This window comes from Henriciella marina, from assembly GCF_027213945.1.
Classification (GTDB): Bacteria; Pseudomonadota; Alphaproteobacteria; order Caulobacterales; family Hyphomonadaceae; genus Henriciella; species Henriciella marina_A.
In genome coordinates this window covers 1,022,080-1,046,824 of sequence record NZ_JAPWGW010000001.1, presented here as the reverse complement: position 1 = coordinate 1,046,824, position 24,745 = coordinate 1,022,080, and the positions used below count along the sequence as shown (strand labels likewise).

20 protein-coding genes are annotated in these 24,745 nt (G+C 60.6%); 6 read left to right on the top strand and 14 right to left on the bottom strand.

Translation table 11 applies throughout. From position 1 onward, the window contains the following. Positions 1-94: 94 nt before the first annotated feature. Positions 95-2,083: a protein meaA gene (locus O4G74_RS05330; RefSeq protein WP_269401611.1), complete on the bottom strand. Its 1,989-nt coding sequence runs from the start codon at positions 2,081-2,083 to the stop codon at positions 95-97. 209 nt (positions 2,084-2,292) lie between these two features. On the opposite strand from O4G74_RS05330, the gene O4G74_RS05325 reads away from it, so the two are divergent. Together O4G74_RS05325 and O4G74_RS05320 are read left to right on the top strand one after the other, a co-directional pair. Further along, positions 2,293-2,823, top strand: coding sequence for a hypothetical protein (locus tag O4G74_RS05325; protein ID WP_269401610.1), 531 nt, complete (start codon positions 2,293-2,295; stop codon positions 2,821-2,823). A 63-nt stretch (positions 2,824-2,886) separates the two neighbouring features. Further along, on the top strand, positions 2,887-3,168 hold the full coding sequence (locus O4G74_RS05320) for a SemiSWEET transporter (protein WP_269401609.1): 282 nt from the start codon (positions 2,887-2,889) through the stop codon (positions 3,166-3,168). Here the strand turns inward: O4G74_RS05320 and O4G74_RS05315 are convergent. Next, entirely contained in the window at positions 3,155-4,042 is an 888-nt protein-coding gene (locus tag O4G74_RS05315) for an aminotransferase class IV (RefSeq protein ID WP_269401608.1), read from the bottom strand. The genes O4G74_RS05320 and O4G74_RS05315 overlap by 14 nt on opposite strands. Before the next feature lie 158 nt (positions 4,043-4,200). Here O4G74_RS05315 and ccrA point away from each other — a divergent pair, with 158 nt between their 5' ends. The 3 genes from ccrA (at position 4,201) to O4G74_RS05300 (ending at position 7,540) form a co-directional block, all read left to right on the top strand. Continuing rightward, positions 4,201-5,472 carry a crotonyl-CoA carboxylase/reductase gene (gene ccrA / locus O4G74_RS05310; protein WP_119378858.1) on the top strand — a complete coding sequence of 424 codons (1,272 nt, stop codon included), beginning with the start codon at positions 4,201-4,203 and terminating at the stop codon, positions 5,470-5,472. 86 nt (positions 5,473-5,558) lie between these two features. After that, a complete protein-coding gene (locus O4G74_RS05305) occupies positions 5,559-5,960 on the top strand; it encodes a hypothetical protein (RefSeq protein WP_269401607.1) in 402 nt (133 codons plus the stop codon). 77 nt (positions 5,961-6,037) lie between these two features. Further along, complete coding sequence (locus O4G74_RS05300; protein WP_269401606.1) at positions 6,038-7,540, top strand: M20 family peptidase; 1,503 nt, start codon at positions 6,038-6,040, stop codon at positions 7,538-7,540. Here O4G74_RS05300 and O4G74_RS05295 read toward each other — a convergent pair whose 3' ends face one another. From O4G74_RS05295 to O4G74_RS05255, 9 genes are all read right to left on the bottom strand, one after another. Beyond that, positions 7,541-8,440, bottom strand: coding sequence for an ion transporter (locus O4G74_RS05295; RefSeq protein WP_269401605.1), 900 nt, complete (start codon positions 8,438-8,440; stop codon positions 7,541-7,543). It abuts the gene before it with no gap. A gap of 47 nt (positions 8,441-8,487) precedes the next feature. After that, complete coding sequence (gene pheT, locus O4G74_RS05290; protein WP_269401604.1) at positions 8,488-10,884, bottom strand: phenylalanine--tRNA ligase subunit beta; 2,397 nt, start codon at positions 10,882-10,884, stop codon at positions 8,488-8,490. A 3-nt stretch (positions 10,885-10,887) separates the two neighbouring features. Further along, on the bottom strand, positions 10,888-11,508 hold the full coding sequence (locus O4G74_RS05285; RefSeq protein WP_269401603.1) for a hypothetical protein: 621 nt from the start codon (positions 11,506-11,508) through the stop codon (positions 10,888-10,890). Between the two features lie 15 nt (positions 11,509-11,523). Continuing rightward, positions 11,524-12,597, bottom strand: a complete 1,074-nt coding sequence (gene pheS / locus O4G74_RS05280; protein ID WP_119454735.1) for a phenylalanine--tRNA ligase subunit alpha — start codon at positions 12,595-12,597, stop codon at positions 11,524-11,526. A 91-nt stretch (positions 12,598-12,688) separates the two neighbouring features. After that, positions 12,689-13,054 (bottom strand): 50S ribosomal protein L20, encoded by a 366-nt coding sequence (rplT, locus tag O4G74_RS05275; RefSeq protein WP_269401602.1) that lies wholly within the window; start codon positions 13,052-13,054, stop codon positions 12,689-12,691. 50 nt (positions 13,055-13,104) lie between these two features. Next, positions 13,105-13,305: a 50S ribosomal protein L35 gene (rpmI, locus tag O4G74_RS05270; protein ID WP_119378867.1), complete on the bottom strand. Its 201-nt coding sequence runs from the start codon at positions 13,303-13,305 to the stop codon at positions 13,105-13,107. A gap of 175 nt (positions 13,306-13,480) precedes the next feature. Continuing rightward, complete coding sequence (infC, locus tag O4G74_RS05265) at positions 13,481-14,023, bottom strand: translation initiation factor IF-3 (protein WP_119378868.1); 543 nt, start codon at positions 14,021-14,023, stop codon at positions 13,481-13,483. A gap of 60 nt (positions 14,024-14,083) precedes the next feature. Next, the gene (locus O4G74_RS05260) at positions 14,084-15,118 is read right to left on the bottom strand and encodes a glycosyltransferase family 9 protein (protein WP_269401601.1); all 1,035 of its coding nucleotides are present in this window, start codon (positions 15,116-15,118) and stop codon (positions 14,084-14,086) included. Continuing rightward, positions 15,115-16,302, bottom strand: coding sequence for a glycosyltransferase family 4 protein (locus O4G74_RS05255; protein WP_269401600.1), 1,188 nt, complete (start codon positions 16,300-16,302; stop codon positions 15,115-15,117). Before O4G74_RS05255 ends, O4G74_RS05260 begins: the two co-directional genes overlap by 4 nt. A 133-nt stretch (positions 16,303-16,435) precedes the next feature. Between O4G74_RS05255 and O4G74_RS05250 the strand changes: the two genes are divergently transcribed. Continuing rightward, positions 16,436-17,197, top strand: a complete 762-nt coding sequence (locus O4G74_RS05250; protein ID WP_269401599.1) for an alpha/beta hydrolase — start codon at positions 16,436-16,438, stop codon at positions 17,195-17,197. On the opposite strand, the gene dnaJ is transcribed toward O4G74_RS05250, so the two are convergent. The 3 genes from dnaJ to O4G74_RS05235 all read right to left on the bottom strand — a co-directional run bounded on the left by dnaJ (position 17,194) and on the right by O4G74_RS05235 (position 24,508). Beyond that, positions 17,194-18,360: a molecular chaperone DnaJ gene (gene dnaJ, locus O4G74_RS05245; RefSeq protein WP_269401598.1), complete on the bottom strand. Its 1,167-nt coding sequence runs from the start codon at positions 18,358-18,360 to the stop codon at positions 17,194-17,196. The genes O4G74_RS05250 and dnaJ overlap by 4 nt on opposite strands. 113 nt (positions 18,361-18,473) lie before the next feature. Further along, on the bottom strand, positions 18,474-23,003 hold the full coding sequence (gene gltB / locus O4G74_RS05240; protein WP_269401597.1) for a glutamate synthase large subunit: 4,530 nt from the start codon (positions 23,001-23,003) through the stop codon (positions 18,474-18,476). 50 nt (positions 23,004-23,053) lie between these two features. After that, positions 23,054-24,508: an NAD(P)-dependent oxidoreductase gene (locus tag O4G74_RS05235; RefSeq protein WP_269401596.1), complete on the bottom strand. Its 1,455-nt coding sequence runs from the start codon at positions 24,506-24,508 to the stop codon at positions 23,054-23,056. Positions 24,509-24,745 lie beyond the last annotated feature (237 nt).

Genomic DNA, 24,745 nt, shown 5'->3' with positions numbered 1-24,745 from the left:
CTTTCAGGCGGTCAGGCCCGCAAAGTCTCCTCTGGCAGACTGAATTCTGGTTTGGCTTTTGCGCCTAACGCGTAACATGCAGCGCCTGTTGCACCTAAACTTTTTCCAGCCAAGCATCCTCTACCGTGTCGACGACGTCGCTCATGATTGACGTGATCTTGAAGTCCTTCGGCGTGTAGACGCGGCGGACCCCCATCTGCTTCAGCGCGCGCTCATCTTCCGGCGGAATAATGCCGCCTACGATCAGCGGCACATTCTCGAGCCCAACCTTGCGCAGCTCCGAGATCGTGTCGCGTACCAAGTCGAGATGACTCCCTGAAAGGATGGAAAGACCGACGACATGGGCGTTGGCTTCCTTGGCCTGCGCGGCGATATCGGCCGGCGTAAAGCGGATACCCTCATAGACGACGTCCATACCGCAGGCGCGCGCCCGGCTGGCGATCTGTTCAGCGCCGTTCGAATGCCCGTCCAGCCCTGGCTTGCCGAGCACGTAGGTAAGCTTGCGGCCGAGCGCTTCGGACACCTTTTCGACCCGGGCGCGGGTCTTTTCGATGTCCTCATCGCCGCGGGTCTCGATAGTCAGTGCAACGCCTGTTGGTCCGCGATATTCGCCGAAGACTTCGCGGAGCGCACCGCCCCATTCGCCTGTGGTGACGCCAGCTTTAGCTGCAGCAATCGACGGCTCCATGATATTCTCGCCTGAACGCGCAGCCTCTTGCAGCGCTTTGAGCGCGGCCTGCGCCGCGGCCTCATCTCGGGCGCTGCGCCAGTCCTTCAACGCCTTTACCTGGCCTGCCTCAACCATCGGATCGACGGTCTCGATCATCTTCTCGCCTGCGCTGAGCGGGCTTTCGGCTGTTTCCTGATAGCGGTTCACACCAACCACGGTCTGCGCGCCGCTTTCGATGGCGAGGATGCGCTCGACATGGGCACCGACGAGACTTTCCTTCATGTACGGCACGGAATCGACTGCGCCGCCCATCTCATCCAAGCGGGCAAGCTCTGCGCGCGCGCCCTCTTTCAGCTCATTTGTCTTGGCATCGACGACGTGGCTGCCGTCGAATAGGTCCTCGAACTCCAGAAGGTCTGTCTCATAGGCGAGGATCTGCTGGAGGCGCAGCGACCATTGCTGGTCCCATTCGCGCGGCAGGCCCATGGCTTCATTCCAGGCGGGTAGCTGAAGCGCGCGGCAGCGGGCACGCTTGGAAAGGGTCACGGCCAACGCCTCGAGCAGGATGCGGTAGACGTTGTTTTCCGGCTGCTGCTCTGTCAGGCCTAGCGAATTGACTTGCACACCATAGCGGAAGCGCAGCGCCTTCTCGTCATCGACGCCGTAACGCTCACGGCCGATCTCTTCCCAGAGATCGGTGAATGCGCGCATCTTGCAAAGCTCCGTCACGAAGCGCACGCCCGCATTCACAAAGAAAGAGATGCGACCGAAAACGGTCGGGAAATCCTCATCCGGGACCTGCCCGCCAGCCTTGACCTTGTCGAGCACGGCGCAAGCGGTGGCGAGCGCGTAGGCAAGCTCCTGCTGCGGTGTCGCGCCGGCTTCCTGGAGGTGGTAGGAACAGACGTTCAGCGGATTCCACTTCGGCACCTCGGTGTAGCACCAGCTCACCATATCCGCGATGAGGCGCATGGATGGTTCTGGCGGGAACACATAGGTGCCGCGCGAGAGGTATTCCTTGATGATGTCGTTTTGGGTGGTGCCGCGCAGTTTCTTGCGGTCATCGCCGCGCTCATCGGCAAGCGCCACATAAAGCGCGAGCAGCCAGGCAGCAGGCGCATTGATCGTCATGGAGGTGTTCATTTCCTCCAGCGGCAGGCCGTCAAACAGGGTTCGCATGTCGCCGAGATGGCTGACCGGCACGCCGACCTTGCCAACCTCGCCGCGCGAGAGGACATGGTCGCTGTCATAGGCGGTCTGCGTCGGCAGATCGAAGGCGATGGAGAGGCCTGTCTGGCCGCGCGCCAGGTTGGAGCGATAGAGCGCGTTGGATTTCGCGGCGGTTGAGTGGCCCGCATAGGTGCGGAAGATCCACGGCCGGTCAGCATCGTGCTGGTAATCGCGTTCACTCATTTATACGCTCCTCCTTATATTGCGGCGCAACATGTACCGAACGTAGCGTCAGGGCAAGTTCTACCAGTTGAGGGATTGCATCACGTCGCCTGCAAAACAATCTTGCGCCAATGTAGTATGCGGCGGGCGGGTCTGCTCACGGGCAGACGCACCCGTAATTGGCGGATAGAGGCGAACTGCCGCCCTGAAGGCAGCCTGGAGCAAAACACATGACCGGCCTTATCCGATTAAGCCTTGCCTTGCGTCTGGCAGCACTGCTTGCCCTGCCACTGGCCATCCTGACAGCGGTAATCCTGGAGCGCAGTGCCATCATGGTGGTACTGATCGCGGCCGTGATGACAGCAATGCGCCCTGTGGTCCTGCGCGCCGTCAAGCAGAGCCCACCGCCCTGGCCCGGATTTCAGAAACTGGCGCCAAAATTCGTCGGCATGGTGTTCCTCGGCGGCATCCTGTTTGTTGCATTCGCTGGCATTGGCGCCGTCTTCACGGAAATCGATCTCGAGAGCCGGCTGACGATCACGGATGCGGCGATACTTGGGTTCTGGGGCGCGTTTGCGGCGATCTGTCTTGCCATCCCGGTGAAGCTTCTGGACGGTGTAATCGATACCTCGGGCGCTGGCCTGCGCGTCGGTCCGTTCTCAATCAGTCCGGATGGGACATCGCCGGGCGATGAAGGCGGCGAGATTATCGAGGGCGAAGTGATCGGGCGCGGACCGCGCAAGCCAGACGGCCGGGATTGAGCCGGAGACAAACAGCTCTCAGCCATGCTATTTCACCGCTTTCAGGCAAAGGCTGGGGCGGTGATGGCTGATTTTCTCGGACTGGTGGCCGCGTGCCTGACAACGGCAAGTTTCGTTCCGCAGGCGATACTGGTGATCCGCACACGCAACACCGATGGCCTGTCGCTTTACATGTACCTGCTGTTCACGACCGGTATCGCGTTCTGGCTGGTCTATGGCGTGATGATTGGCAGCCTGCCCATCATTATCGCAAACCTGATCACGGTGGTGCTGGCCTCAATGATCCTCACGGTAAAGCTGATGAACACGATGTCCGCCCGCCGCGCGATTATCAAACCTCGTTGAGCCAAGGCGCGCGGGCATCAATGTCTGCGCCTATGCCGCGATAATACTGACCCTGCACCCGGCGGGTCACTGGGCCGGGCTTGCCCACACCGACGGGCTTTCCATCTAGTTCCACCACCGGAAGGACAAGCCCTGTCGCAGACGTGGTGAAAACCTCGCGTGCAGTTTTCAGCTCATCAAGGGTAATGACGCGCTCTTCAACCGTCATGCCTATACGCCCCATATGGTCGAGCACTGACTGACGCGTGATACCGGGCAGGATCTGGCGGCCAAGGTTGCGCGTCACCAGCGTCTCGGCGTCCCTCACGACCCAGAGATTCGCAGACGCGGCCTCTGTGACCATGCCGTCCTCATGCAGGATCGCGCCGAACGCGCCGCCCCGCTCGGCTTCCCGATAAGCGAGAGCCTGTGACAGAAGCTGTGTCGTCTTGTAGTCGCGCCGCTTCCAGCGCTGGTCTTCGACGGTGATCGCCGAGACCCCATACCGGGCTTTGTCCCCGATCAGATTACGGGTTTCGCAGAACAGAAAGAGGCCCGGCACCAGCGTCTCCGGCCCGCCAAAGTCGCGGCGTCCATACGCCCCGCCCGTCACCTGTAGATAGACGAAGCCTTCGGTGACGCCGTTAAGGGAGATCAGCTCTTCGTGCAGGCTTTTCAGGCGCTCAGCGAGGACATCCCGCGGAATATCGATACCATCCAGCGTCCGTACGAGGCGCGCCATATGAGCGTCAAAGTCGATCAGCTTCCCACCGAATACGGCCGTCACTTCGTAGGCGGCATGGGCGAAGAGAAACCCCCTGTCGAATGGCGACAGGCACGCTTCGTCCTTCTTCACGTATTCGCCGTTCAGATAGACGATGTCGGCAGGCTGCATGACAGAAAAACTCACATTCTATCGGTAAAGGATGTTGCGCTGCAGCAAATTTTTTCTTGCCTTAGCGTCAATGATTTGGTCAGTGTCCCGTCATTGAGGAGATTTGTGAAGCAAAACAAAAATATTGCTCACATGAGGACTATCGGAGGATTTGTAGAATGAGTGTTGCGACAATCGCTCGTGAGAAGAAAGATATTTACGAAGTCGGTGAGATTCCGCCCGAGTTCCACGTACCAAAATTCATGCATGCCTGGGCGATTCGCCGCGAGCGCCACGGGCGCCCGAATACCGCTATGCAGGTTGAACAGGTGCCGGTTCCGGAAATCGATTCCGATGAGGTGCTGGTGCTCGTCATGGCGGCTGGCGTCAACTATAACGGCATCTGGGCTGGCTTGGGCGAGCCGATTTCGCCGTTCGACGTGCACAAGGCAGACTTCCACGTCGCAGGCTCTGACGCGTCAGGCATCGTCTGGGCCGTGGGCCGCAAGGTCACCCGCGTAAAGCCGGGCGACGAAGTCGTCATCCACTGTAACCAGGACGATGGCGACGATGAGGAATGTAATGGCGGCGACCCGATGTTCTCCCCGTCCCAGCGTATCTGGGGCTATGAGACGCCGGACGGTTCGTTCGCGCAGTTCTGCCGGGTACAGGCGCGCCAGTGCATGCCGCGTCCCAAGCACCTCACCTGGGAAGAAAGCGCCTGCTACACGCTGACGCTCGCAACCGCCTACCGCATGCTGTTCGGCCACCGCCCCCACATCGTGAAGCCAGGCAATAATGTCCTGGTCTGGGGCGCATCCGGCGGGCTGGGCAGTTTCGGCGTCCAGCTTTGCGCCGTGACCGGTGCGCACGCAATCGGTGTGGTGTCCGACAATGACAAGTTCGACTTCGTCTATTCAATGGGCGCCAAGGGCGTGCTGAACCGCAAGGACTACAATTGCTGGGGCCAGCTGCCCACGGTCAATGGTCCCGAATTTTCCGATTATATGCGCGAGAACCGCAAATTCGGTAAGGCGATCTGGGAGATCACCGGCAAGAAGGATGTCGACATCGTGTTCGAGCATCCAGGTGAAAGCACCTTCCCGGTCTCGGTTTTCGTTGTGAAGCGCGGTGGCATGGTCGTCATCTGTGCCGGCACGACTGGCTTCAACCTGACCATGGATGCACGCTTCCTCTGGATGCGCCAGAAGCGGGTCCAGGGCTCTCACTTCGCAAACCTTGCCCAGGCATCTGCGGCGAACCAGCTGGTCATCGACCGACGGATCGACCCGTGCATGTCTGAGGTCTTCCCATGGGCGGACATTCCGGCAGCGCATGAGAAGATGCTCGATAACAAGCATCTTCCGGGCAATATGGCGGTGCTGGTCACCTCGCCAAAGCCGGGCCTGCGCACGGTTGAGGACGTCCTCGCCGTTTCCGGCCAGACATAAGCGCACGCGGCAATTTATTAGGCGCGCACGCGTAAATCGGGTATAATCGTCTCTGCTGGTTTCCTGCCAGCGGAGACATTCCAACGATGCAGCTCGTCGCGCTCGCCTTTACTTTGGCCCTTGCCCTGCCTTCGTCGCCTCGCGAGCGCACGCATGTATCCTGGTTGTGTGACCTGAATGGTGCTTCGGGCATTCTGGAAGCGGAATACGACACGATCAAACCGAACGGCGAGCCAGCTTCGCCGCCGCGCGAAGCGTTAAATGAGTTCATCGAGACCGGCGCTGGAAACGTCTTCTACAATGGCCGCCTGACGCTTGATGACCGCAATTATGTGTTCAGCGGCGAGAACCATATTGCCGAATTCACCAACACCTCGACGCTCGAACGCTTTCATGTTCATCTCAGGCGTGAGGGCAATATCCTGCGTCTCACCGAAGACCTCGGCGAAGGCAAAGAGAAAGTGTATTACTGCGCCCTCCTAAACTAGGCTGGCAAGCCCCCTTGCCCGAACGCACGCCACGCACCAGAGTGGCGCGACAAGCCAAGGCGTGAGGGAGGGCCGGCATGACCAGGAAAATCCTGCTTGGAGTGGGCGTTGCCTTTCTGGCGCTTATCGCTGTTCTAGTCGTACGCACGCTGAACTATGGCGGTGTGCCGGACACGGTGCAGCGGGTCGAACTGTCAGAACCACCGGCCATTTCAGCTGACACGGCTGCGCAGCATCTCTCAGAGGCCATCCAGTTCCGTACGATCACACTGTCATCCGGTGACCCACGCCCAGGCCAGGAAGGCCCATGGCTGGAGCTGCAATTGTGGCTGGAAGAGACCTATCCCGCATTCCACGCCGCCGCATCCAAAGAGACCGTGCCCGGCGGCTATACCGTTCTCTATACATGGGAAGGGTCCGACCCTGCCCTCGATCCGCTTCTGCTGATGGCGCACCAAGATGTTGTGCCGGTCAATATCGGTACCGAGGGCGACTGGACCGGTGCCCCCTTTGCCGGCGAGATCGTAGACGGTTACATCTATGGCCGCGGCGCAATGGACGACAAGGGCTCCCTCGTCGCAATCATAGAGGGCCTTGATGCACTCGCTCGTGACGGTTTCGAGCCGCAGCGAACGATCCTCGTCCAGCTGGGCCATGATGAGGAAGTCTCCGGCTCTGGCGCAGAGGCTGGCATCGCATTGCTGAAGGAGCGCGGCGTCTCCCCGGTCATGGCGCTGGATGAAGGTTTCATGGTGGTTCAGGACAATCCAGTGACCGGCGGCACTCTGGGCCTGATCGGTGTTGCGGAGAAAGGCTATGTCACTGTCCAGATCACGGTCACGGCGGAAGGCGGGCACTCATCCGCGCCGCCACGCGACAGCGCCACTGTGCGGCTTTCGCGGGCGCTGATCGCGCTTGATGAGACCCAGATGGACGCCGACCTGTCTGCCTCGCCGACCTCCGATATGATGCAGGTCGTTGCCGGTGAAATGGGCTTTGTCCAGCGGATGGCGCTTGCAAACCAGTGGCTGCTTGGCGGGATGGTGGAGAGCGGCTTTGCGGCCTCCCCGCAGGGCAATGCGATGATCCGCACGACGACCGCGCCGACGATGCTCTCTGGCTCTGCGAAAGAAAACGTTCTGGCCCAGCGGGCGACTGCGATCGTCAACTTTCGCGTCCACCCAAACAACACGGTTCAGGATATCCTGGATCATATCGGCGAGGTGACCTCCGACATTGAGGGCATTGAGTATGCGCCGGTCGATGGCGGTATTGGCAGCGAAGCCTCAGGCGTCAGCGCGACCGACAACCGGGCTTATGGCGTGCTGCACGCCGTAGCGACCGAAGTTGGCGGCGGGGCGCCTGTCACCCCCGCCCTCGTCATCGGGGCGACCGATGCGCGCTATGCCAGTGCCATTACGGACAATGTCTACCGGTTTGCACCAAGCATTGTGGGCCCAGCAGACCTTGCAGGTTTCCATGGCACCAATGAACGCCTCAGCGTGGAGAATATGGGGCATCTCTCGCGAAGCTATGCGCAGATCGTGCTGGCTATGGATGAACCGGACGCTGGCGAGTAGTCAGCGCAAATCCTCTTCTGAGCTATCTGCGCTCTCTTCTTCCAGTTCGGCCGCTTCGATACGCGCGGCGCGCCTTTCCAGCGCCTGTTCGCGCCGTTCCTGTTTGGCCGCTTCGCGCTCTCTTATTTCATCGGAAAAGGCGCTCGCGAACACGCCTGCTGGCAGGGCCACCATGCCGATTCCGGCGATTGCAATGACGGATGCGAAGATGCGACCCAGCGGCGTGATCGGATAGACATCGCCATAGCCGACAGTCGTCAGGGTCGCGATGGCCCACCAGATGGCGCGAGGAATAGACGCAAAGTTTTCCTGCTGCTCCCCACCGACGCCCTCAACGAAATAGAGCAACACAGCCGAAATATAGACAAGCGCCATGGCCATGGCGAGCGTCGTGAATAGTTGTTGCCCGGCGCGCGAGAGCGTTGCGCCCAACACATCGAAAGCCGGGATGAAGCGGGAGATCTTGGCGAGGCGCGCCAGTCGCAGCACACGTAGCACCATGACGATCTGCGCGCTGGCATCATCTGGAGCAAGCAGGATCCAGAGAAGCTCCGGCAGGAAGGCCACAAGATCGGCCAGAGCATAACCAGAGAAGATGTAGCGCACGCGCCCGCGAACGCCGCGGTATTCGGGGTTCTCACCGGCCACCCAGAGCCGGAGAAGGTATTCCAGCGCAAAAATGACGATGATTGCAACATTGAACACGTCAATGGCGCGCATCCAGGCGTCGCCCATTGCGGGCTCTGTTTCCAGTGCAAGCGCAAGAAAACTAAGCAAGACAAGGATAACGATGAACAGGTTTAAGGGCGACAGGCCCGCCTTCTCACGTGCCGACGGCTCCATCTGCGTATAGAGCCGTTTGCGCAGCCCGATCTGCGTCATGATGTGATACATCGCCATGCTCGCCCGCCCCCGGTATCCACCGAACGAGCTTAAGCGTGAACCGGCTATCCTCGCAACACGCCGCCGGTGGCCTTGGCCACGTTGGCGATGACGGCTTCGGCGATCTTGTCGATCTCCTTGTCCTTCAGCGTTTCGCCTTCGGGCTGGATCGTGACTTCGATGGCGACGGACTTCTTGCCCGGCTCGATGCCCTTGCCCTGATAGACGTCGAAAACGTCGACCGCGGTGATAAGCTTCTTGTCACCTGCGCGGGCCTGACGGACGATATCGCCAGCTGGAACCCCTTCATCAACGACGAAAGCGAAATCGCGGCGGATTGGCGTGAGGTCAGCGCGTTTCAGGACAGGACGCGTCTTGGTGGCTTTCGCCTTCATCATCGGCAGGGCGTTTAGATTTAGCTCAAAGCCATAGACAGGGCCGTCGACATCCAGCTCTTTCAGGACGCGCGGGTGCAGCGCGCCAAAATGCGCGATGGTGACTTTCGGCCCCAGCTTCAGGCAGGCCGACTGGCCGGGATGCCAGTGATCCTGTCGCGGCGCTTCGATCTGGAAGCGCTCTGGCGGCTGGTCGAGTTCTGCGAGCAAGGCGAAGAGGTCAGCCTTGGCAGCAATGGCATCATAAGGCGCGAGTGCGCCGCTCCAGTGACGGCCGGACACGGGACGCACGAGGGCGGCAACGACATTACGTTGATCCTTGGGGCCATCACCAAGATAGACCGGACCAGCTTCGAACAGGCGCATCTCACGCTCGCCGCGATCGGCGCCGCGTTGGGCCGCGACGGCGAGGTTTGCCAGAATGCTGGGGCGCATCTGATTGAGTTCGCTTGCGACTGGGTTCGACAGGGTCAGAGCATCACCACCACCGCCGAATAATCTGGCCTGCTCTTTTGGCATGAAGGACCAGGTCACCGTCTCAAGAAAGCCGCGCGCGGCCATAACGCGGCGCGCCGCGCGAATGCGGGCCTGCGTTGGCGTGATCAGCGCCTTGCGGCCCGCTTCAGGCAGAGGCAGCGACTGGGTCGGAAGTTTGTCATAACCGGTCAGACGCGCGACTTCTTCAACGATGTCTGCGGATTGCTCGATGTCGAAGCGCCAGCTTGGCACGGAGAGGTACCAGGCCTCGCCCGTATCCTCGAGACCGAAGCCGAGGTCCTTCAGCATCTTCTTAAGGTCGGCTGATTTGATCTCCAGTCCCGTGAGGCGAGCGACATCGCGCTTGTCGAACAGGACCTTGGCATGCGGGGCCGGTGGCTGGCCGGCAACGCGGCTGACCGAAACCTCACCGCCGCCATACTCCTTGATAAGCATGAGCGCGAAGTTGAGACCATCGACGCAGCTTTGCGGATCCACGCCGCGCTCGAAGCGGTAGCGGGCATCGGAAATGACGCCGGTATCACGGCCGGTACGGGCAGTACGGAGCGGATCGAACCAGGCGCTTTCAATGAACACATCGATTGTTTCGGCGCTGACAGCGGTAGACTGACCGCCCATGACACCGCCGAGGCCAATCGGCCCGCTATCATCAGCGATAACGCACATCTCGGAGCCGATCTCATAGGTCTTGCCATCGATCGCTTCCAGCTTCTCGCCCTCGCGGCCGAGACGGGCGACGACAGCGCCTTTCAGCTTCGCCGCGTCATAGGCGTGCAGCGGGCGGGCGCGGTCGAACGAGATGTAGTTGGTAATATCAACGAGCAGCGAGCGCGGCGTGATGCCGAGCGCTTTCAGGCGCTGCTGCATCCATTCCGGAGATGGCCCATTGTTGACACCGCGCACGAGTGCGCCGGCGAAGACCGGGCAGGCCTGCGGCGCTTCGAGCTGGATATCCACGGGGCAATCAAAGCTGCCTTCGACCTTCTTGATCGGGTTTTCGAGAAACCGCCCTGCGCCGGCTGCGGCGAGGTCACGGGCGATGCCCTGCACACCCAGCCAGTCTGGCCGGTTCGGGGTGACTTCAAAATCGATGACCTTATCGGTCAGGCCAAGGGCTTCGGCGGCGGGCGTGCCGACTTTCCAGTCGCCTTTCAGGTCAGCGATACCATCATGATCCTCGCCTGCCTCTATCTCCTTGGTGGAGCAGAGCATGCCGTGGCTTTCGATCCCGCGGATCTTGCGCGGCTTCTTGTCGAGGGCGAAGTCGAGACCGGGAATATAGGTGCCAAGTGGGGCATAGATCGCCGTCATACCGGCGCGGGCATTTGGCGCCCCGCAGACGATCTGCCTGGTGCCATCCTTCGTCTCTACCGTGCAGACGCGCAGGCGGTCTGCATCCGGGTGCGGCTCTGCGGCTGTCACGTGGGCGACGGTGAACTCAGCGAGTTTCTCAGCCGGGTCTTCGACATGCTCGACCTCGAGGCCGGCCTTCAACATCGTCGCGAGAATATCCTCAAGCGGCGCCTTGGTCGCGAGATAGTCCTGCAGCCATGAGAGTGTGAACTTCATCGTCTATTCCACTTCCGGAGTCGGTTCGGTTTGAGGGGCGCGCACATCGTCCGCGAGGTCCTCGAAAATATCTTTTTCACTGCGCTGGCAGCGTTTGACCGGCTCAGCGCGGCTCATGCTGACGCCCATACCAAGGCCGCGCGCCGTCCAGCAGCGGTCGAAGACAGAGCAGTAGCAGATTTCCACATCAAGCTCGCTCCACGCCGCAGCGGCAGCATTGCGTTGTTCGAGAGTCACCTGACCGCGCGGCCAGTCAACACGGAGGGGCATGATGGTGTCACCGGGCGCGACGGCGCGTCCGATCAGGCTCGACCATGATTGTTGATAGCCTGGCGGGAATGTGTCCGCGTACGGCGTCAGGTCCTCAACGATCTCACCATCCTTCAGCATCTCGACCCGCTCGATCAAGGCCGGGCCGACGCCGCTATTGGTGAGGCGGATACCCATAGCAGAGGTCGAGGGGGTCTCCGAGACGAAGCCCTCGATCTGAACGACAGGGAAGACGGCGCCATGCTGCTGGGCACGCATGACGCGTCCCTGATCCCAGGCAATGAAGACCGCAATCGCGCTGGTGATCACCGCGCAGATAGCAATTAGCATCTCTGCCTTGTTGCCGTTGCCCATGGCCTGTCCCGCCTTCTAGCTCAGCCCGCCGGAGACGCTGGGCGTTGCCCATGGCCGGAAGCCATAGTGACGGCTCCAGCCTGCATCGGCTTCGAAATAGGGGCGAAGGTCTGGCATGCCGTATTTCAGCATGGCGAGCCTGTCGACGCCCATGCCGAAGGCGAAGCCCTGATACTCGTCCGGGTCGATGCCGCAATTGCGCAGCACATTCGGGTGGACCATGCCGGAACCGAGGATTTCCATCCAGCTGTCGCCTGCCCCGATCTCGATCGAGTCGCCGACCTTGGTGTATTTCACGTCCATCTCGGCCGAGGGCTCGGTGAACGGGAAGAAGTGCGGGCGGAAGCGTGCCTCGACATTATCGACCTCGAAGAACTCGCGCACGAAATCGATGAGGCACCCCTTGAGGTGACCCATATGGATGTTCTTCTCGATGACGAGGCCTTCGACCTGGTGGAACATCGGTGTGTGGGTCGCGTCCCAGTCATTGCGGTAGACCCGGCCTGGCACGAGGATACGGATTGGCGGCTTCTGGGCCTCCATCACGCGCACCTGAACGGGGCTGGTGTGGGTACGAAGGACTTTTGGCGCGGCGCCTTCCTGAGGATGAAAGAAGAAGGTGTCGTGCGTTTCACGCGCCGGGTGGCCTTCGGGGAAGTTCAGCGCGGTGAAATTGTGCCAGTCATCTTCAATGTCCGGGCCCTCAGCGACCGTGAAGCCCATATCGCCGAAGATGGCGGCGATCTCTTCGAAGACTTGCATGACCGGGTGCAGCTTGCCCTCGGGCGCAGCGACCGGCGGCAGGGTCATATCGATGCGCTCGGTCTGGAGCTTCTTCTCCAGCTCGGCTTCTTCAAGCTCTGACTTGCGTGCCTCTACGGCGTCCTGAACACGGTTGCGCAGACCATTGAGCTTGGGGCCCATATCCTGGCGCTCTTCCGGGCTCATGCCGCCGAGCGTCTTCATCAGGCCGGAGATGCGGCCTTTCTTGCCGAGCTCGGCCACGCGTACCGCGTCGAGCGCAGCAAGGTCGCCTGCCGCAGCCAGCGCATCTAGCGCTTCTTTTTCGATCTTATCGAGTTCAGACATGAAAAAGCCCCGTTGGGTTTAAGGCCGAACGGGGCTTTTCCGCCCCGCCTTGGCGGTCGGAAATAGCGGAGAAATGCAAAAAGCGAAACGCTTAAGCTGCGAGCGCGCCCTTGGCCTTCTCCACCAGTGCGCCAAAAGCTTCTGGTTCGTGCACGGCAAGGTCAGCCATGACCTTCCGGTCAACTTCGATGCCAGCCTTGGTGAGGCCGTCGATGAAGCGTGAATAGGTCAGTTCTTCGTCATGGACGCGGACAGCCGCGTTGATGCGCTGGATCCAGAGCGAACGGAAGGTGCGCTTCTTCTGCTTGCGGCCGATATAGGCATACTGGCCAGCTTTCCAGACAGCAGCGTTTGCCGTGCGGAAAGTATTCTTGCGGCGGCCATAATAGCCTTTGGCTGCCTTGATAATCTTCTTGTGGCGGGCGTGTGCCGGCACTTTGTTACGTGAACGGGGCATCTGGGCCTCCTGCTAGTTCAAAAACGGTTCGAGTTCGAGCTGCTGCCGGCCTAGAGGCCGTAGGGCAGGTACTTTTTGACGCGATGCTCATCAGCCTTGGCGACCGGCTTGGTGCCGCGGTTCTGGCGGATGTACTTTGCGTTGTGGCTGATCAGGCGGTGACGCTTGCCGGCGACGCCGTGCTTGAGCTTGCCTGTGGCCGTGAACTTGAACCGCTTTGCAGCGGCCTTCTTGGTCTTCATCTTCGGCATTTCGATCTCCTGTCGGGACGCACTGGGCGACCACTAGCTAGTCGTTCATGAGCCCGCAGGCATGCCGTTTTGGCCCGCAGTGCTCGAAAGAGGGCGCTTATGACGGAAAGGCGCGCCTAAATCAAGGCGCGCCCTGTCCTATCAAACGCGATTTTATCAGTTGATAGCCAGCGTCTTAGCGCGGCGCCATCACCATGGTCATCTGACGACCTTCGAGCTTGGGCTCAAGCTCAACCTTGGCGATCTCGTCGAACTCTTCCTTGACCTTCTGGAGAAGCTCCATGCCGAGATACTGGTGGGCCATTTCGCGGCCACGGAAGCGCAGGGTGACTTTCACCTTGTCGCCTTCTTCAAAGAAGCGCGTCATCGAGCGGGTTTTCACTTCATAGTCGTGAACGTCGATGTTCGGACGCATCTTGATTTCTTTGAGCTCAGCCGACTTCTGCTTCTTCTTGGCAGCAGCCTTCTTCTTCTGCTCTTCGTAGCGGAGCTTACCATAGTCGATGATCTTGCAGACCGGGACTTCTTGGTTAGGCGACACTTCCACAAGATCGAGGCCAGCCTCAGAGGCCGCATCCAGTGCAGCCATGAGAGGCATTACACCCTGCTTTTCGCCTTCTTCGTCGATCAGCAGAACTTTCTCTGCCTTGATGTCCCGATTTATGCGCGGCCCTGTGTTTCTTTTGGATGGCGGTGCCGCATGCGGTCTACGTGCTATGGCTCTTCTCCTTTGAGCAAATTAAAGCGAACTGGAATATGCCGATTTTTGGCAGGATTTTCAAGTTTGCGCGACTTTATCGCGGCCTGGAATTGCACCCAGCATCTGAACGGCCTGCCAGACGTCACGCACACTTAGCTCATCAAGCGTCGGAGCCTGACAGATAATCATCTGCGCGCCGCGCGGTGCCGCCTTTGCAGGATCACTCTCACTGGTTGCAAAAAGGGCAACGCCCGGACATCGGGAAAGTGCCGCCATATGCATCGGCCCGGTGTCATTGCCAACAGCAAATAGCGCCTGATCGGCCAGCGTCACGATCTGGAAAAGGCTCGTCCGGTTGACGAGGTTTTTGGTGCGCGGCTCTGCCTGGCAGATCGTCTGTGCGATCTCGGCTTCGGCTTTCGAACCGATCAGGACAGGCGTAACGCCTGCTTCGGCGATGCGGGAGGCCAGCGCCGCATAGCGTTCCGGCGGCCATCGCTTGGCGCTACGGTGGCTCGAGGCGCCGGGGATGATCAATGCATACGGCCCATAGATCGAGAAGTATTCTGGCAGGAGCGACGGTGAGTCGCCGAGCGCCCTGCGCACGAAGGACATGTCAGGCATGGGCGGCCATTCGCCCCCTGTTGTCTCCGGCCCCAGACCTGCGATCTCCAGCTGAGCGCCGAACCTGTCGATGCTGTGCATGCGCTCGCGGTCCGCGCCCTTGTGCTCAAAAGCTGCGCCGGACGCGTGCCCCGACCAGAGGGGCGGCGTGCGCATCGGCATATTTAGCGCCTTGAAATAGTTCGCTGTTCGCCCCGAGGTCTGGAGGTCGTAAACGATGTCGTATTTCTGGTCTCGAATACGTTTGAGGAGTGCGCGTGTTGCTTTCAATCCGTCGGGGCGACCATCGGTTTCGATTTTCTGGAAAAAGCCGGTCGCCTTCGCCAGTCCTTCATAGGGCGGCGTCGTCAGCAGCGTGAGACTCGCTTTGGGGTGAGCGGCGCGGATAGCGCGCATGGCACCGAGCGCCAGAACGAAATCGCCCAGCGCACTAAGTTTGATGACGAGGACGCGCCTGGCTTTCTCTCCAGGATTGGCGCTTCTACTCAATTCAACTGCTCCTCACGCGCTTCGAAGACGCGTTTGTAAACCGACAGGGTCGCGGCCTGTAGACCCCGTTTTGAAAACCGCTCACGCACATGGGCACGGCCGGCCGCCCCAATCGCGTTTCGTTCTGTCTCGTCCAATGCAAGGAGTGCGCCGATTGCGGTTGCCAGTGACGCAGGGTTACCCGGCTCAACCCGAAGTCCGGTACGCCGGTCTTCGACGATCTCTCGCTGCCCGCCATGATCTGCTGCAATGACAGGCTTACCCATAGCAGATGCCTCAGCTGCAACCCGCCCAAACGCTTCAGGGCGCGTGGAGGGCGCAAGGACGATATCCGACGCAGAGTACGCGGCCGCCATGTCATCGGTATGACCGACAATGCGCACGGCATGCCCAAGGCCATAGGTCTCGATCGCCTGCTCAAGCTCTTCCTGGTACTTCTCACGCCCCTGCGCGTCCCCGGCGAGGATCAGGATGGTGCCAGCCCGGAGGCTTTCATCCAGCTTCGAGAACGCCTCAATCGCCACGAGCTGGCCCTTCCAGCTCGTCAGGCGGCCCGGCAAGAGAAGGATAGTCGGATTTGCCGCCTCGATCCGCCAAGTCTGGCGGATCGCTTCAATCCGGTCGGACCCGACGGCCGCCTCATCAAAGACATCGAAATCCACGCCGCGCGGGATGGTAACAAGACGCTCACCCGGTGTGCCGTGAACGGACTGAACGTGATCAGCGGTCCATCCGGAATTCGCAATCACGACATCACCGCGCGCCATTACTGAATTGTAGACCTTCTTCAGCGCCGATTTGCCAGAATAGGCACCATGATAGGTCGTCACGAAAGCTCGGCCCATGCGGCGCGCCGCCCAGAGCGCGCTCCAAGCCGGGGCCCGCGAACGTGCATGCACAAGGTCGATGCCGCGAGCCTCGATAAGGTCTGCCAGCTTGCCCGCATTGGAAAAGATGGTGAGCGGGTTCTTTGTCGTGAGGCCAAGGGACACATGTTCACCGCCTGCCGCCTCCAGCGCGCTGACCAACCGGCCACCTTCACTCGCGACGACGGCCCGGCCGCCAGCTTCAATGATGGCTTCCACGACTTCCAGCGTTGTACGTTCAGCGCCGCCAGCCGACATCTCCGGAATCACCTGAAGTATGGTCTTGCCACCAAGATCTGGCAGCGCCGTCTCTGTCATGCGCACATTATCTTTCGCTCGCACCGGTTCTGGCCTGAATACAGCAGCCTCCACGTCGCTCTAGCGCGTAAGCGAGGCATTCGCCAAGGGACTTGGTTGACAATACCTGCAGCCCGCGCAAGGCCTTCGACCCATGACCACACAGTATTTCGAAACGCCGCAGGGCCGCCGCATCGCCTTCCGTCACAGCCATGGAGCCACAGGTCTCACCTATGTCTGGCTGTCAGGGTTCAAGTCAGACATGCTCGGCGGAAAAGTCACCGAGCTGGAAGCCTGGGCCAAAGCGCAAGGTCACGGCTTCCTGGCGTTTGACTATTCCGGCCATGGCCAGTCGGCCGGTGCCTTCGAAGACGGCACGATCAGCGCCTGGCGCGAAGACGCGCTGGCCGCGATCATAGCGCAGACAGAAGGCGACCTCATCCTCGTCGGATCCAGCATGGGCGGCTGGATGGCGCTTCTGTCCATGATGGCGCTGCCGGACCGGGTAAAGGGACTGGTCCTGATCGCGCCGGCACCGGACTTTACCGAGAAGCTGATGTGGCCGGAATTCTCAAGCGAAGCACAGGCTGAGATCCTGGAAAAGGGGGTGCACCTGCGCCAGTCAGACTATGGTGACCCCTACCCTATCACGCGAGCGCTGATTGAGGACGGCAAGACCTGGTCAATCCTCGACGCGCCTATCGAGTTCAAGGGACCGGTGCGCATCCTTCAGGGGATGCAGGACCCGGATGTGCCATGGAAACACGCCGAACGATTGGTGAGCGCCATGACGTGCGACGACCTTGTCTTCCACCTTATCAAGGATGGCGACCATCGGCTGTCACGCCCGCAGGATATTGCGCGGCTGAAGGCGATCTGTGAGGAAATAGCTGAGGCCGTGAACACCAGCACCTAGTTCGGGCGCTGGCCGTCTTCGCCGGTCATCCCATCCCAGAACTTCTTGACGCGGCCGAGAAAGCCTTCGCTTTCCGGATTACAGTCGGCGCCTGAGCATTCGCAGAACTCTCGCAGCAGCTCTTTCTGGCGCGCAGAAAGATTGCGCGGGGTTTCGACGATCATCTCGACGAAGAGGTCGCCGCCATGACCGGATCCACGAAGCGACGGCATGCCTTTGCCGCGAAGGCGAAGCTTGCGGCCAGTCTGCGCGCCTTCCGGCACGGTCACACGGGCGCGGCCACCATCTATGGTCGGGATCTCGATCTCGCCGCCAAGGGCCGCTGTCACCATCGGAACAGGTGCCGGGCAGTAGAGGTTCGGACCATCGCGCTCGAAGATGTCGTGCTCTGAAACGTCTATGAAAATGTAGAGGTCACCCTTTGGCCCGCCATTCATGCCGGGCTCGCCCTCGCCCGCCAGACGGATCCGCATGCCGCTTTCGACGCCTGCTGGAATCTTGACCTGAAGGGTGCGATCTTCGCGCACCTGACCAGCACCGCCGCAGGTTTTGCATGGGTGCGGGATGACCTTGCCGCGGCCAGAGCAGCGCGCGCAAGTACGCTCCATCGTGAAGAAACCCTGCTGAGCGCGCACGCGGCCCGCACCTTGGCAGGTCGGACAGGTTTCAGGGCTGGTGCCAGGCTCTGCACCGCTGCCATCGCAGGTGTCACAATCGACCGCTGTCGGCAGGGTTATCTCGGTGTCCTTGCCAGTAAACGCGTCCTCGAGAGCAATCTCCAGATCGTAACGAAGATCATTGCCGCGCGCCGGACCATTACGACGCCGGCCGCCGCCACCAAAACCGCCACCGAACACCTGGCTGAAGATGTTCTCGAAAATATCGCCAGGATCGCCCTGACCGAACGGGTTGCCGCCTCCAGGGCCTGCACCGCCGCCTTCAAAGGCTGCATGACCAAAACGGTCATAGGCCGCGCGTTTTTCCGGGTCGGAAAGAATGGCATACGCTTCGCCAACTTCCTTGAACTTCGCCTCGGCAGCATCGTCGCCGGGGTTCTGGTCAGGGTGGTATTTCAGCGCAAGCTTGCGATAGGCGCTTTTAAGCGCCTTGGCGTCGACGTCTTTGGAGACGCCCAATACTTCGTAATAATCCTGTTTACTCATGTCAGGCGATCAACTGGTTTCTCTGTCTGGCATTGCGGGACAGGTGGGCGCGGTGCACACGCTGCGCAAGACCTGCCCTGCGCGCGCACCTGATTCACTGCAAAAGGCAGGTCCTAGACCGCCTGGAGCTTTGGCTGCTTGCTACCGAGAATGCGGTCAGCAACCTCCTTCGGCACGATGAAGTGGGTTTGCTCAAGCGTCTTGTCCCAGTTCTCAAGCAGTTCCTTCGCGCGCTTCGAACCGGTGCGTTCGGCATGCATCTCAAGCAGCGTCTGATAGCGCCCGATATGTTCTTCCGACATGTCTGCAAGCGGGTACCAGTCGATGGAGTCCGGGTTGGCGACGCGGGAGAAGATGTTCTTCGGATCCCAGATCCAGGCCATGCCGCCCGTCATACCGGCGCCGAAATTGTCACCGACCGGTCCGAGGATCGCGACGCGGCCACCCGTCATGTACTCACAGCCATTCGCGCCGCAGCCTTCGACGACCGCCTCTGCGCCGGAGTTACGCACGGCGAAGCGCACGCCTGCCTGACCTGCCGCAAAGAGGCGGCCATTGGTGGCACCATAGAGGCAGGTATTGCCGATGATGGTGTTTTCGGACGCTTCGAGCTGCGCATCGCGGCGCGGGCGGAGTTGGATAGTCGCGCCCGAGAGCCCCTTGCCGACATAGTCATTGGCATCGCCATAGACGTCGAGCAGGAGCCCTTGCACGGAGAAGGCACCAAGCGACTGACCCGCGCTGCCGGTAAGACGGATACGCAGACGACCCTCAGGCAGCGCCCGCTCGCCGAACTTGCGAACGATAGCCGACGAACAGCGTGCACCAATGGAGCGCTGGACGTTCTGTACGTCATATTCGAGCTGCATCTTCTCGCCGCGCGTGAAGAAGGGCTCACCATCACGCAGGATCTGCGCATCGAGCGTTTCGACCACTTCGGTGCGGTGGTCCGGGCGATAGACGACTGGCTTGGTGGTCTCGACCTTCACCAGCAACGGGTTGAGGTCGAGGTCATCAAGGTGCGAGGCGCCGCGGCTGACCTGCGCCAGAAGATCAGTCCGCCCGACAGCTTCATCCAGTGACGACAGCCCAAGGCTTGCGAGGATGTGGCGAACGTCTTCGGCGAGGAAGGACATGAGGTTCACGACCTTTTCGGCGGTGCCCGTGAACTTCTTGCGAAGCGCCTCGTCCTGCACGCAGACACCGACCGGGCAGGTATTCGAGTGGCACTGACGCACCATGATACAGCCCATGGCGACCAGCGATGCGGTGCCGATGCCGTATTCCTCTGCGCCCAGCATCGCCGCAATGACAATGTCGCGTCCAGTACGAAGGCCGCCATCCGTTCGCAGGGTGACCTTGTCGCGGAGGTTGTTGAGCGAGAGAACCTGATGCGCCTCTGCGAGGCCCATTTCCCATGGCAGGCCGGCATATTTGATGGAGGTCTGCGGGCTTGCACCCGTACCGCCAACACCGCCCGCGATCAAGATTACGTCAGCTTTGGCTTTCGCCACACCTGCCGCAACCGTGCCGACACCTGACTGCGCGACAAGCTTCACGCAGACGCGGCATTCAGGATTGATCTGCTTCAGATCATAAATGAGCTGGGCAAGATCCTCGATCGAGTAGATGTCATGGTGCGGCGGTGGCGAGATAAGCGTCACGCCCGGTGTGGCGTGGCGGTTTTTCGCGATCAGCTCAGTCACCTTGAAGCCGGGCAACTGGCCGCCCTCGCCGGGCTTTGCTCCCTGGGCGATCTTGATCTCGATTTCGCGGCATTCATTGAGGTATTCTGCGGTCACGCCAAAGCGGCCAGACGCCACCTGTTTGACGGCCGAGTTCATATTGTCGCCGTTCGGGAGCGGACGGTAACGCTCCCGGATTTCGCCGCCCTCGCCGGACACGGATTTCGCGCCGATTCGGTTCATGGCGACGTTGAGCGTGCCGTGTGCCTCTGGTGACAGCGCCCCAAGCGACATGCCGGGCGTCACGAACCGCTTGCGGATCTCGTTGACCGACTGGACCTGCTCAAGCGGGATCGAGGTCTGGCTGCGGGTCTTGAAGTCGATGAGGTCGCGTAGCTGGATCGGCGCACGGCCGCTCAGCGCGTCGACATAACGCTCATACAGGGCGTAATCGCCGCGGTCGCACGCTGCCTGCAGCATATGAATGAGGTTGCCATCGAGGGCATGCGGCTCACCGGATGCGCGCAGGCGATAGAAGCCACCCACCGGAAGTGAGATAACGTCTTCGTCAAAGGCAAGCTCGTGACGCTCGACAGCATTATCTTCAAGACCAGCGAGACCGATACCCGAGATACGGCTAGTCATGCCCGGGAAGTAGTCCGCCACAAGCGCGCGAGAGAGGCCGAGCGCCTCAAAGTTATAGCCGCCGCGATAGGAGGAGATGACCGAGATGCCCATCTTGGACATGATCTTCAGAAGACCCGCCTCAATCGCCTTCTTGTAGTTCTGGACGTAATATCTGAGGGGCTCATCACCAAGCAGACCGCGCGCGTGGCGGTCGGCAATGGCTTCCTGAGCAAGGTAGGCGTTCACGCAGGTTGCACCAACGCCGACGAGAACCGCGAAGTAATGCGTGTCTAGGCATTCAGCTGAGCGAACCGTGATCGAGCAGAAGGTACGAAGGCCCTGGCTGACAAGGTGGCTGTGAACCGCGCCCGTCGCGAGGATCATCGGGATCGCCACGTTCTCCGGGTTCTGGTTCTCATCCGATAGGACGATGTGCTCACGTCCGGCGCGAACGGCCTCTTCAGCTTCACGCTGGATACGCGACAGGGCCTCCTTCAGGGCGCGGCCGTCATGCTTCACGTCCGCGAGCGGGAAGGTGCAATTGATATGCTCGACGCCTTCACCGAGAATGCCCATGAGCCGGTCATACATCCCGGTCGACAGGAACGGACTTTCCAGAACGAAGACGTTCTGCTGGGTCTCATCCGTGGTCAGGATGTTGCCGAGGTTCTTGAACCTGGTCTTAAGCGACATGACGCGGTCTTCGCGCAGTGGGTCGACTGGCGGGTTGGTTACCTGGCTGAAGCTCTGGCGGAAAAAGTGCGATAGCGGGCGGCATTCCTGCGAAAGGACCGCGACCGGTGTGTCGTCGCCCATCGAGCCGATAGCTTCCTTGCCGTCCTCCGCCATGGGCGCGAGGATCAACTCCGAAGATTCGAGGGTGAAGCCGGCGACCATCTGGCGGCGCAGCAACGCTTCCTTGTCGAAGAGACGCGGCTCCTCGCCATTCATGATATCGACTTCGAGTTCCTTGACGCTTTTCAGCCAGTCAGAATACGGGTGCTCGGCCGCGAGCTGGCCGACGATTTCGTCATGCTCGTAAAAGCGGCCTTCTTCGAGATTGGCGGCGATCATGCCGCCGGCGCGCACATGGCCGCGGCGGACGACATCATGCCCGGAAAGCGGACACATGCCCGTCTCGGAGCCAACCGCAAGAATTCCATCAGAGGTCAGCGCATAGCGGAGCGGACGAAGGCCATTACGGTCGAGACCGGCAACGGCCCAGCGGCCATCATAGGCACAAACGGCGGCAGGGCCATCCCATGGCTCCATCACGGAATTGCAATAAGCGTAAAGCGCAGCGTGTTCGTCAGGGATGATTGATGCGCGCTTCGACCACGCTTCTGGAATGAGAAGCGCTTTGGTCATGGGCGCCGTGCGCCCCGCCTTGCAGAGGATTTCGAACACTGAATCCAGTGCGCCAGAGTCAGACGACCCTTTCGGCACGACGGGCTTCACATCTTCCACATCGTCACCGAAGGCGCCGGAAACCATCTTGATCTCGTGACTCTTCATCCAGTTGAGGTTTCCGCGCAGCGTGTTGATCTCGCCATTATGGGCGAGCATCCGGAAGGGCTGTGCCAGCTCCCAGCGGGGGAAGGTGTTGGTCGAATAGCGCTGGTGATAGATCGCAATTGGCGAGACGAAGCGCTCATCCTTCAAGTCGAGATAGAAGTTGTCGATGTCCTGGGCGAGGAACATGCCCTTATAGATCAGCGATTTATGGCTGAGCGAGCAGATATAGAAGCTCGGGATACCGGCTTCGCGTGCCTTGCGCTCAATCCGGCGGCGGCAAAGATAGAGCGCGCGCTCAAGCTCATCAGAGGTGCGGCCGCGGCTGTCGCGGAACATAACCTGCTCAATTTCGGGGCGGGTGTCGGCGGCCTTCTGGCCGATGACCGAGATGTCCACCGGAGGCTGGCGCCAGCCATAGATATAGAAGCCGAAGTGAAGGATTTCGGTCTCCACAATGGCACGCGCTGCTTCCTGATTGCCAAGATCGGTGCGCGGCAGGAAGATCTGACCGACGCAGATCGGATCGTCCGTCGGGTTATGGCCAGTGCGCTCTGCCTGCTCACGGAAGAAGTCCTGCGGAACCTCGATACGAATGCCAGCGCCGTCACCCGTCTTGCCGTCTGCGTCGACGGCGCCCCGGTGCCAGACATTCTTGAGCGCCTTGATGCCCATTTCGACGATTTCGCGCTTTGGCTTGCCATCGAGAGAAGCCACGAGGCCGACGCCGCAGGCATCTTTCTCGAACTCTTCATCATAGGCGTGCGCCTCAATCAGCTTCTGGCGTTCTTTGAGGTATTTTTCGATCGTGTCGGTCATGTCGGTATCCCTGGAAGGGTTTGTCTTGAAGCGCTGTCGGTCAGGCCGGTCTATTCAGCGGCGACGGGAGCAGCGGAGGCCGTGCGGGCCATCTGTTTCATACGCTTGTGCATGCTCTCGGCTGCGTCGCGTCCATCCTTGATCGCCCAGACGACGAGCGAGGCACCGCGAACGATGTCGCCTGCGGCGAACACACCCGGAAGGCTCGTTTCGAGCGTGGCGAAATCCACCTTGATCGCGCCCCAGCGGTTCACGGTGAGCGCCGGTTCATTGAACAGGTGTGGCAGGTCTTCAGGATCAAAGCCAAGCGCCTTTATGACCATGTCGGCTTCGATATCGAAGGTCTCGCCTGTCTTTTCCGGAGACTGGCGCCCCGACGGGTCTGGCGCACCAAGCTTCATGCGTGCAGCGCGCACAGCTTTGAGCTTGCCGCCATCATCGTCGATCAGCGCTTCGGGAGACGCGAGCCACTCAAAGACGACACCTTCTTCCTCAGCGTTTGCGACTTCGCGCTGTGAGCCCGGCATGTTGGCGCGGTCACGGCGATAGAGACAGGAAACAGATGTCGCGCCCTGACGGATGGCGGTGCGCACGCAGTCCATGGCCGTGTCACCGCCACCAATGACGACGACTTTGCGGCCTTTTGCGTCGAGCGTGCCGTTCTCGAACTCAGGCACGTCATCGCCGAGCCCCTTGCGGTTGGAAGTCGTCAGGAAGTCGAGCGCCTTATGGACGCCTTCGCAGCCTGCGCCCGGCACCATCAGGTCGCGCGCCTTGTATACGCCGGTCGCGATCAGCAGCGTGTCATGTTCATCGCGAAGGTCTGACAGCTTGTGGGTCTCGCCGATGGAGGCGTTGAATTCAAATCGGACGCCGCTTTCCTCAAGACGTTTGATGCGGCGCTCAACGATATGCTTCTCGAGCTTGAAGCCCGGAATGCCATAGACGAGTAGGCCGCCGCCGCGGTCGTAGCGATCGTAGACAGTGACCTGATAGCCCTTTCGGCGAAGCTGTTCTGCGGCGGCGAGGCCGCCCGGACCTGCGCCAATGATACCGGCAGACTGTTCGCGCTCGCGCGGGGGCTTGATCGGGGTCACATAGCCCTGCTCCCACGCATTGTCGGTGATATAGCGTTCCATCGCACCGATGGTGACCGTGCCGTGGCCGGACTGCTCGACAGTACAGATACCTTCGCAGAGGCGGTCCTGCGGGCAGATACGTCCGCAAATTTCGGGCATGTTATTGGTGGCAGACGAGACCTGATAGGCCTCTTCCATCCGGTCCTCGGCAGCGAGTTTCAGCCAGTCCGGGATGTTGTTCGAGAGGGGGCACCCCTGCTGACAGAACGGCACGCCACATTGCGAACAACGGGCGGCCTGATCTTCGGCGACCGTCTGGGCGTAGTCGCCATAGATTTCCTGAAAGTCGCTGCGGCGCGCTTCGGCCGCGCGTTTTTGAGGCATGGTCGGGTTGATCGACGTGAATTTCAGCATGCGGCTGGCCATGGCGCCCATCCTTCTCGTGCAAGTTTGTGCCCTATCGGCGCTTTTCAGCAGCTTTGCAAGGCAGATTCATTCACCACATATCGTAGTGATATATTTTATCTGATTTGGTCAACAATATAGCGCCAAAATCCGAGTTTGGCAAATTTAACGCATATCATTTCGATATGCATTTTGCGCGGGTGCTTTCGCGCCCGAAGCGTGACATAGGGTTGAGCGTTGAACATACCGCCGGAACTG

Excerpts from the sequence above, each read along its gene's own strand:
- O4G74_RS05330 (WP_269401611.1), bottom strand. The coding sequence starts at position 2,083 with ATGAGTGAACGCGATTACCAGCACGATGCTGACCGGCCGTGGATCTTC.
- O4G74_RS05325 (WP_269401610.1), top strand. The coding sequence starts at position 2,293 with ATGACCGGCCTTATCCGATTAAGCCTTGCCTTGCGTCTGGCAGCACTG.
- O4G74_RS05320 (WP_269401609.1), top strand. The coding sequence starts at position 2,887 with ATGGCTGATTTTCTCGGACTGGTGGCCGCGTGCCTGACAACGGCAAGT.
- O4G74_RS05315 (WP_269401608.1), bottom strand. The coding sequence starts at position 4,042 with ATGCAGCCTGCCGACATCGTCTATCTGAACGGCGAATACGTGAAGAAG.
- ccrA (WP_119378858.1), top strand. The coding sequence starts at position 4,201 with ATGAGTGTTGCGACAATCGCTCGTGAGAAGAAAGATATTTACGAAGTC.
- O4G74_RS05305 (WP_269401607.1), top strand. The coding sequence starts at position 5,559 with ATGCAGCTCGTCGCGCTCGCCTTTACTTTGGCCCTTGCCCTGCCTTCG.
- O4G74_RS05300 (WP_269401606.1), top strand. The coding sequence starts at position 6,038 with ATGACCAGGAAAATCCTGCTTGGAGTGGGCGTTGCCTTTCTGGCGCTT.
- O4G74_RS05295 (WP_269401605.1), bottom strand. The coding sequence starts at position 8,440 with ATGGCGATGTATCACATCATGACGCAGATCGGGCTGCGCAAACGGCTC.
- pheT (WP_269401604.1), bottom strand. The coding sequence starts at position 10,884 with ATGAAGTTCACACTCTCATGGCTGCAGGACTATCTCGCGACCAAGGCG.
- O4G74_RS05285 (WP_269401603.1), bottom strand. The coding sequence starts at position 11,508 with ATGGGCAACGGCAACAAGGCAGAGATGCTAATTGCTATCTGCGCGGTG.
- pheS (WP_119454735.1), bottom strand. The coding sequence starts at position 12,597 with ATGTCTGAACTCGATAAGATCGAAAAAGAAGCGCTAGATGCGCTGGCT.
- rplT (WP_269401602.1), bottom strand. The coding sequence starts at position 13,054 with ATGCCCCGTTCACGTAACAAAGTGCCGGCACACGCCCGCCACAAGAAG.
- rpmI (WP_119378867.1), bottom strand. The coding sequence starts at position 13,305 with ATGCCGAAGATGAAGACCAAGAAGGCCGCTGCAAAGCGGTTCAAGTTC.
- O4G74_RS05255 (WP_269401600.1), bottom strand. The coding sequence starts at position 16,302 with ATGACAGAGACGGCGCTGCCAGATCTTGGTGGCAAGACCATACTTCAG.
- O4G74_RS05250 (WP_269401599.1), top strand. The coding sequence starts at position 16,436 with ATGACCACACAGTATTTCGAAACGCCGCAGGGCCGCCGCATCGCCTTC.
- dnaJ (WP_269401598.1), bottom strand. The coding sequence starts at position 18,360 with ATGAGTAAACAGGATTATTACGAAGTATTGGGCGTCTCCAAAGACGTC.
- gltB (WP_269401597.1), bottom strand. The coding sequence starts at position 23,003 with ATGACCGACACGATCGAAAAATACCTCAAAGAACGCCAGAAGCTGATT.
- O4G74_RS05235 (WP_269401596.1), bottom strand. The coding sequence starts at position 24,508 with ATGGCCAGCCGCATGCTGAAATTCACGTCGATCAACCCGACCATGCCT.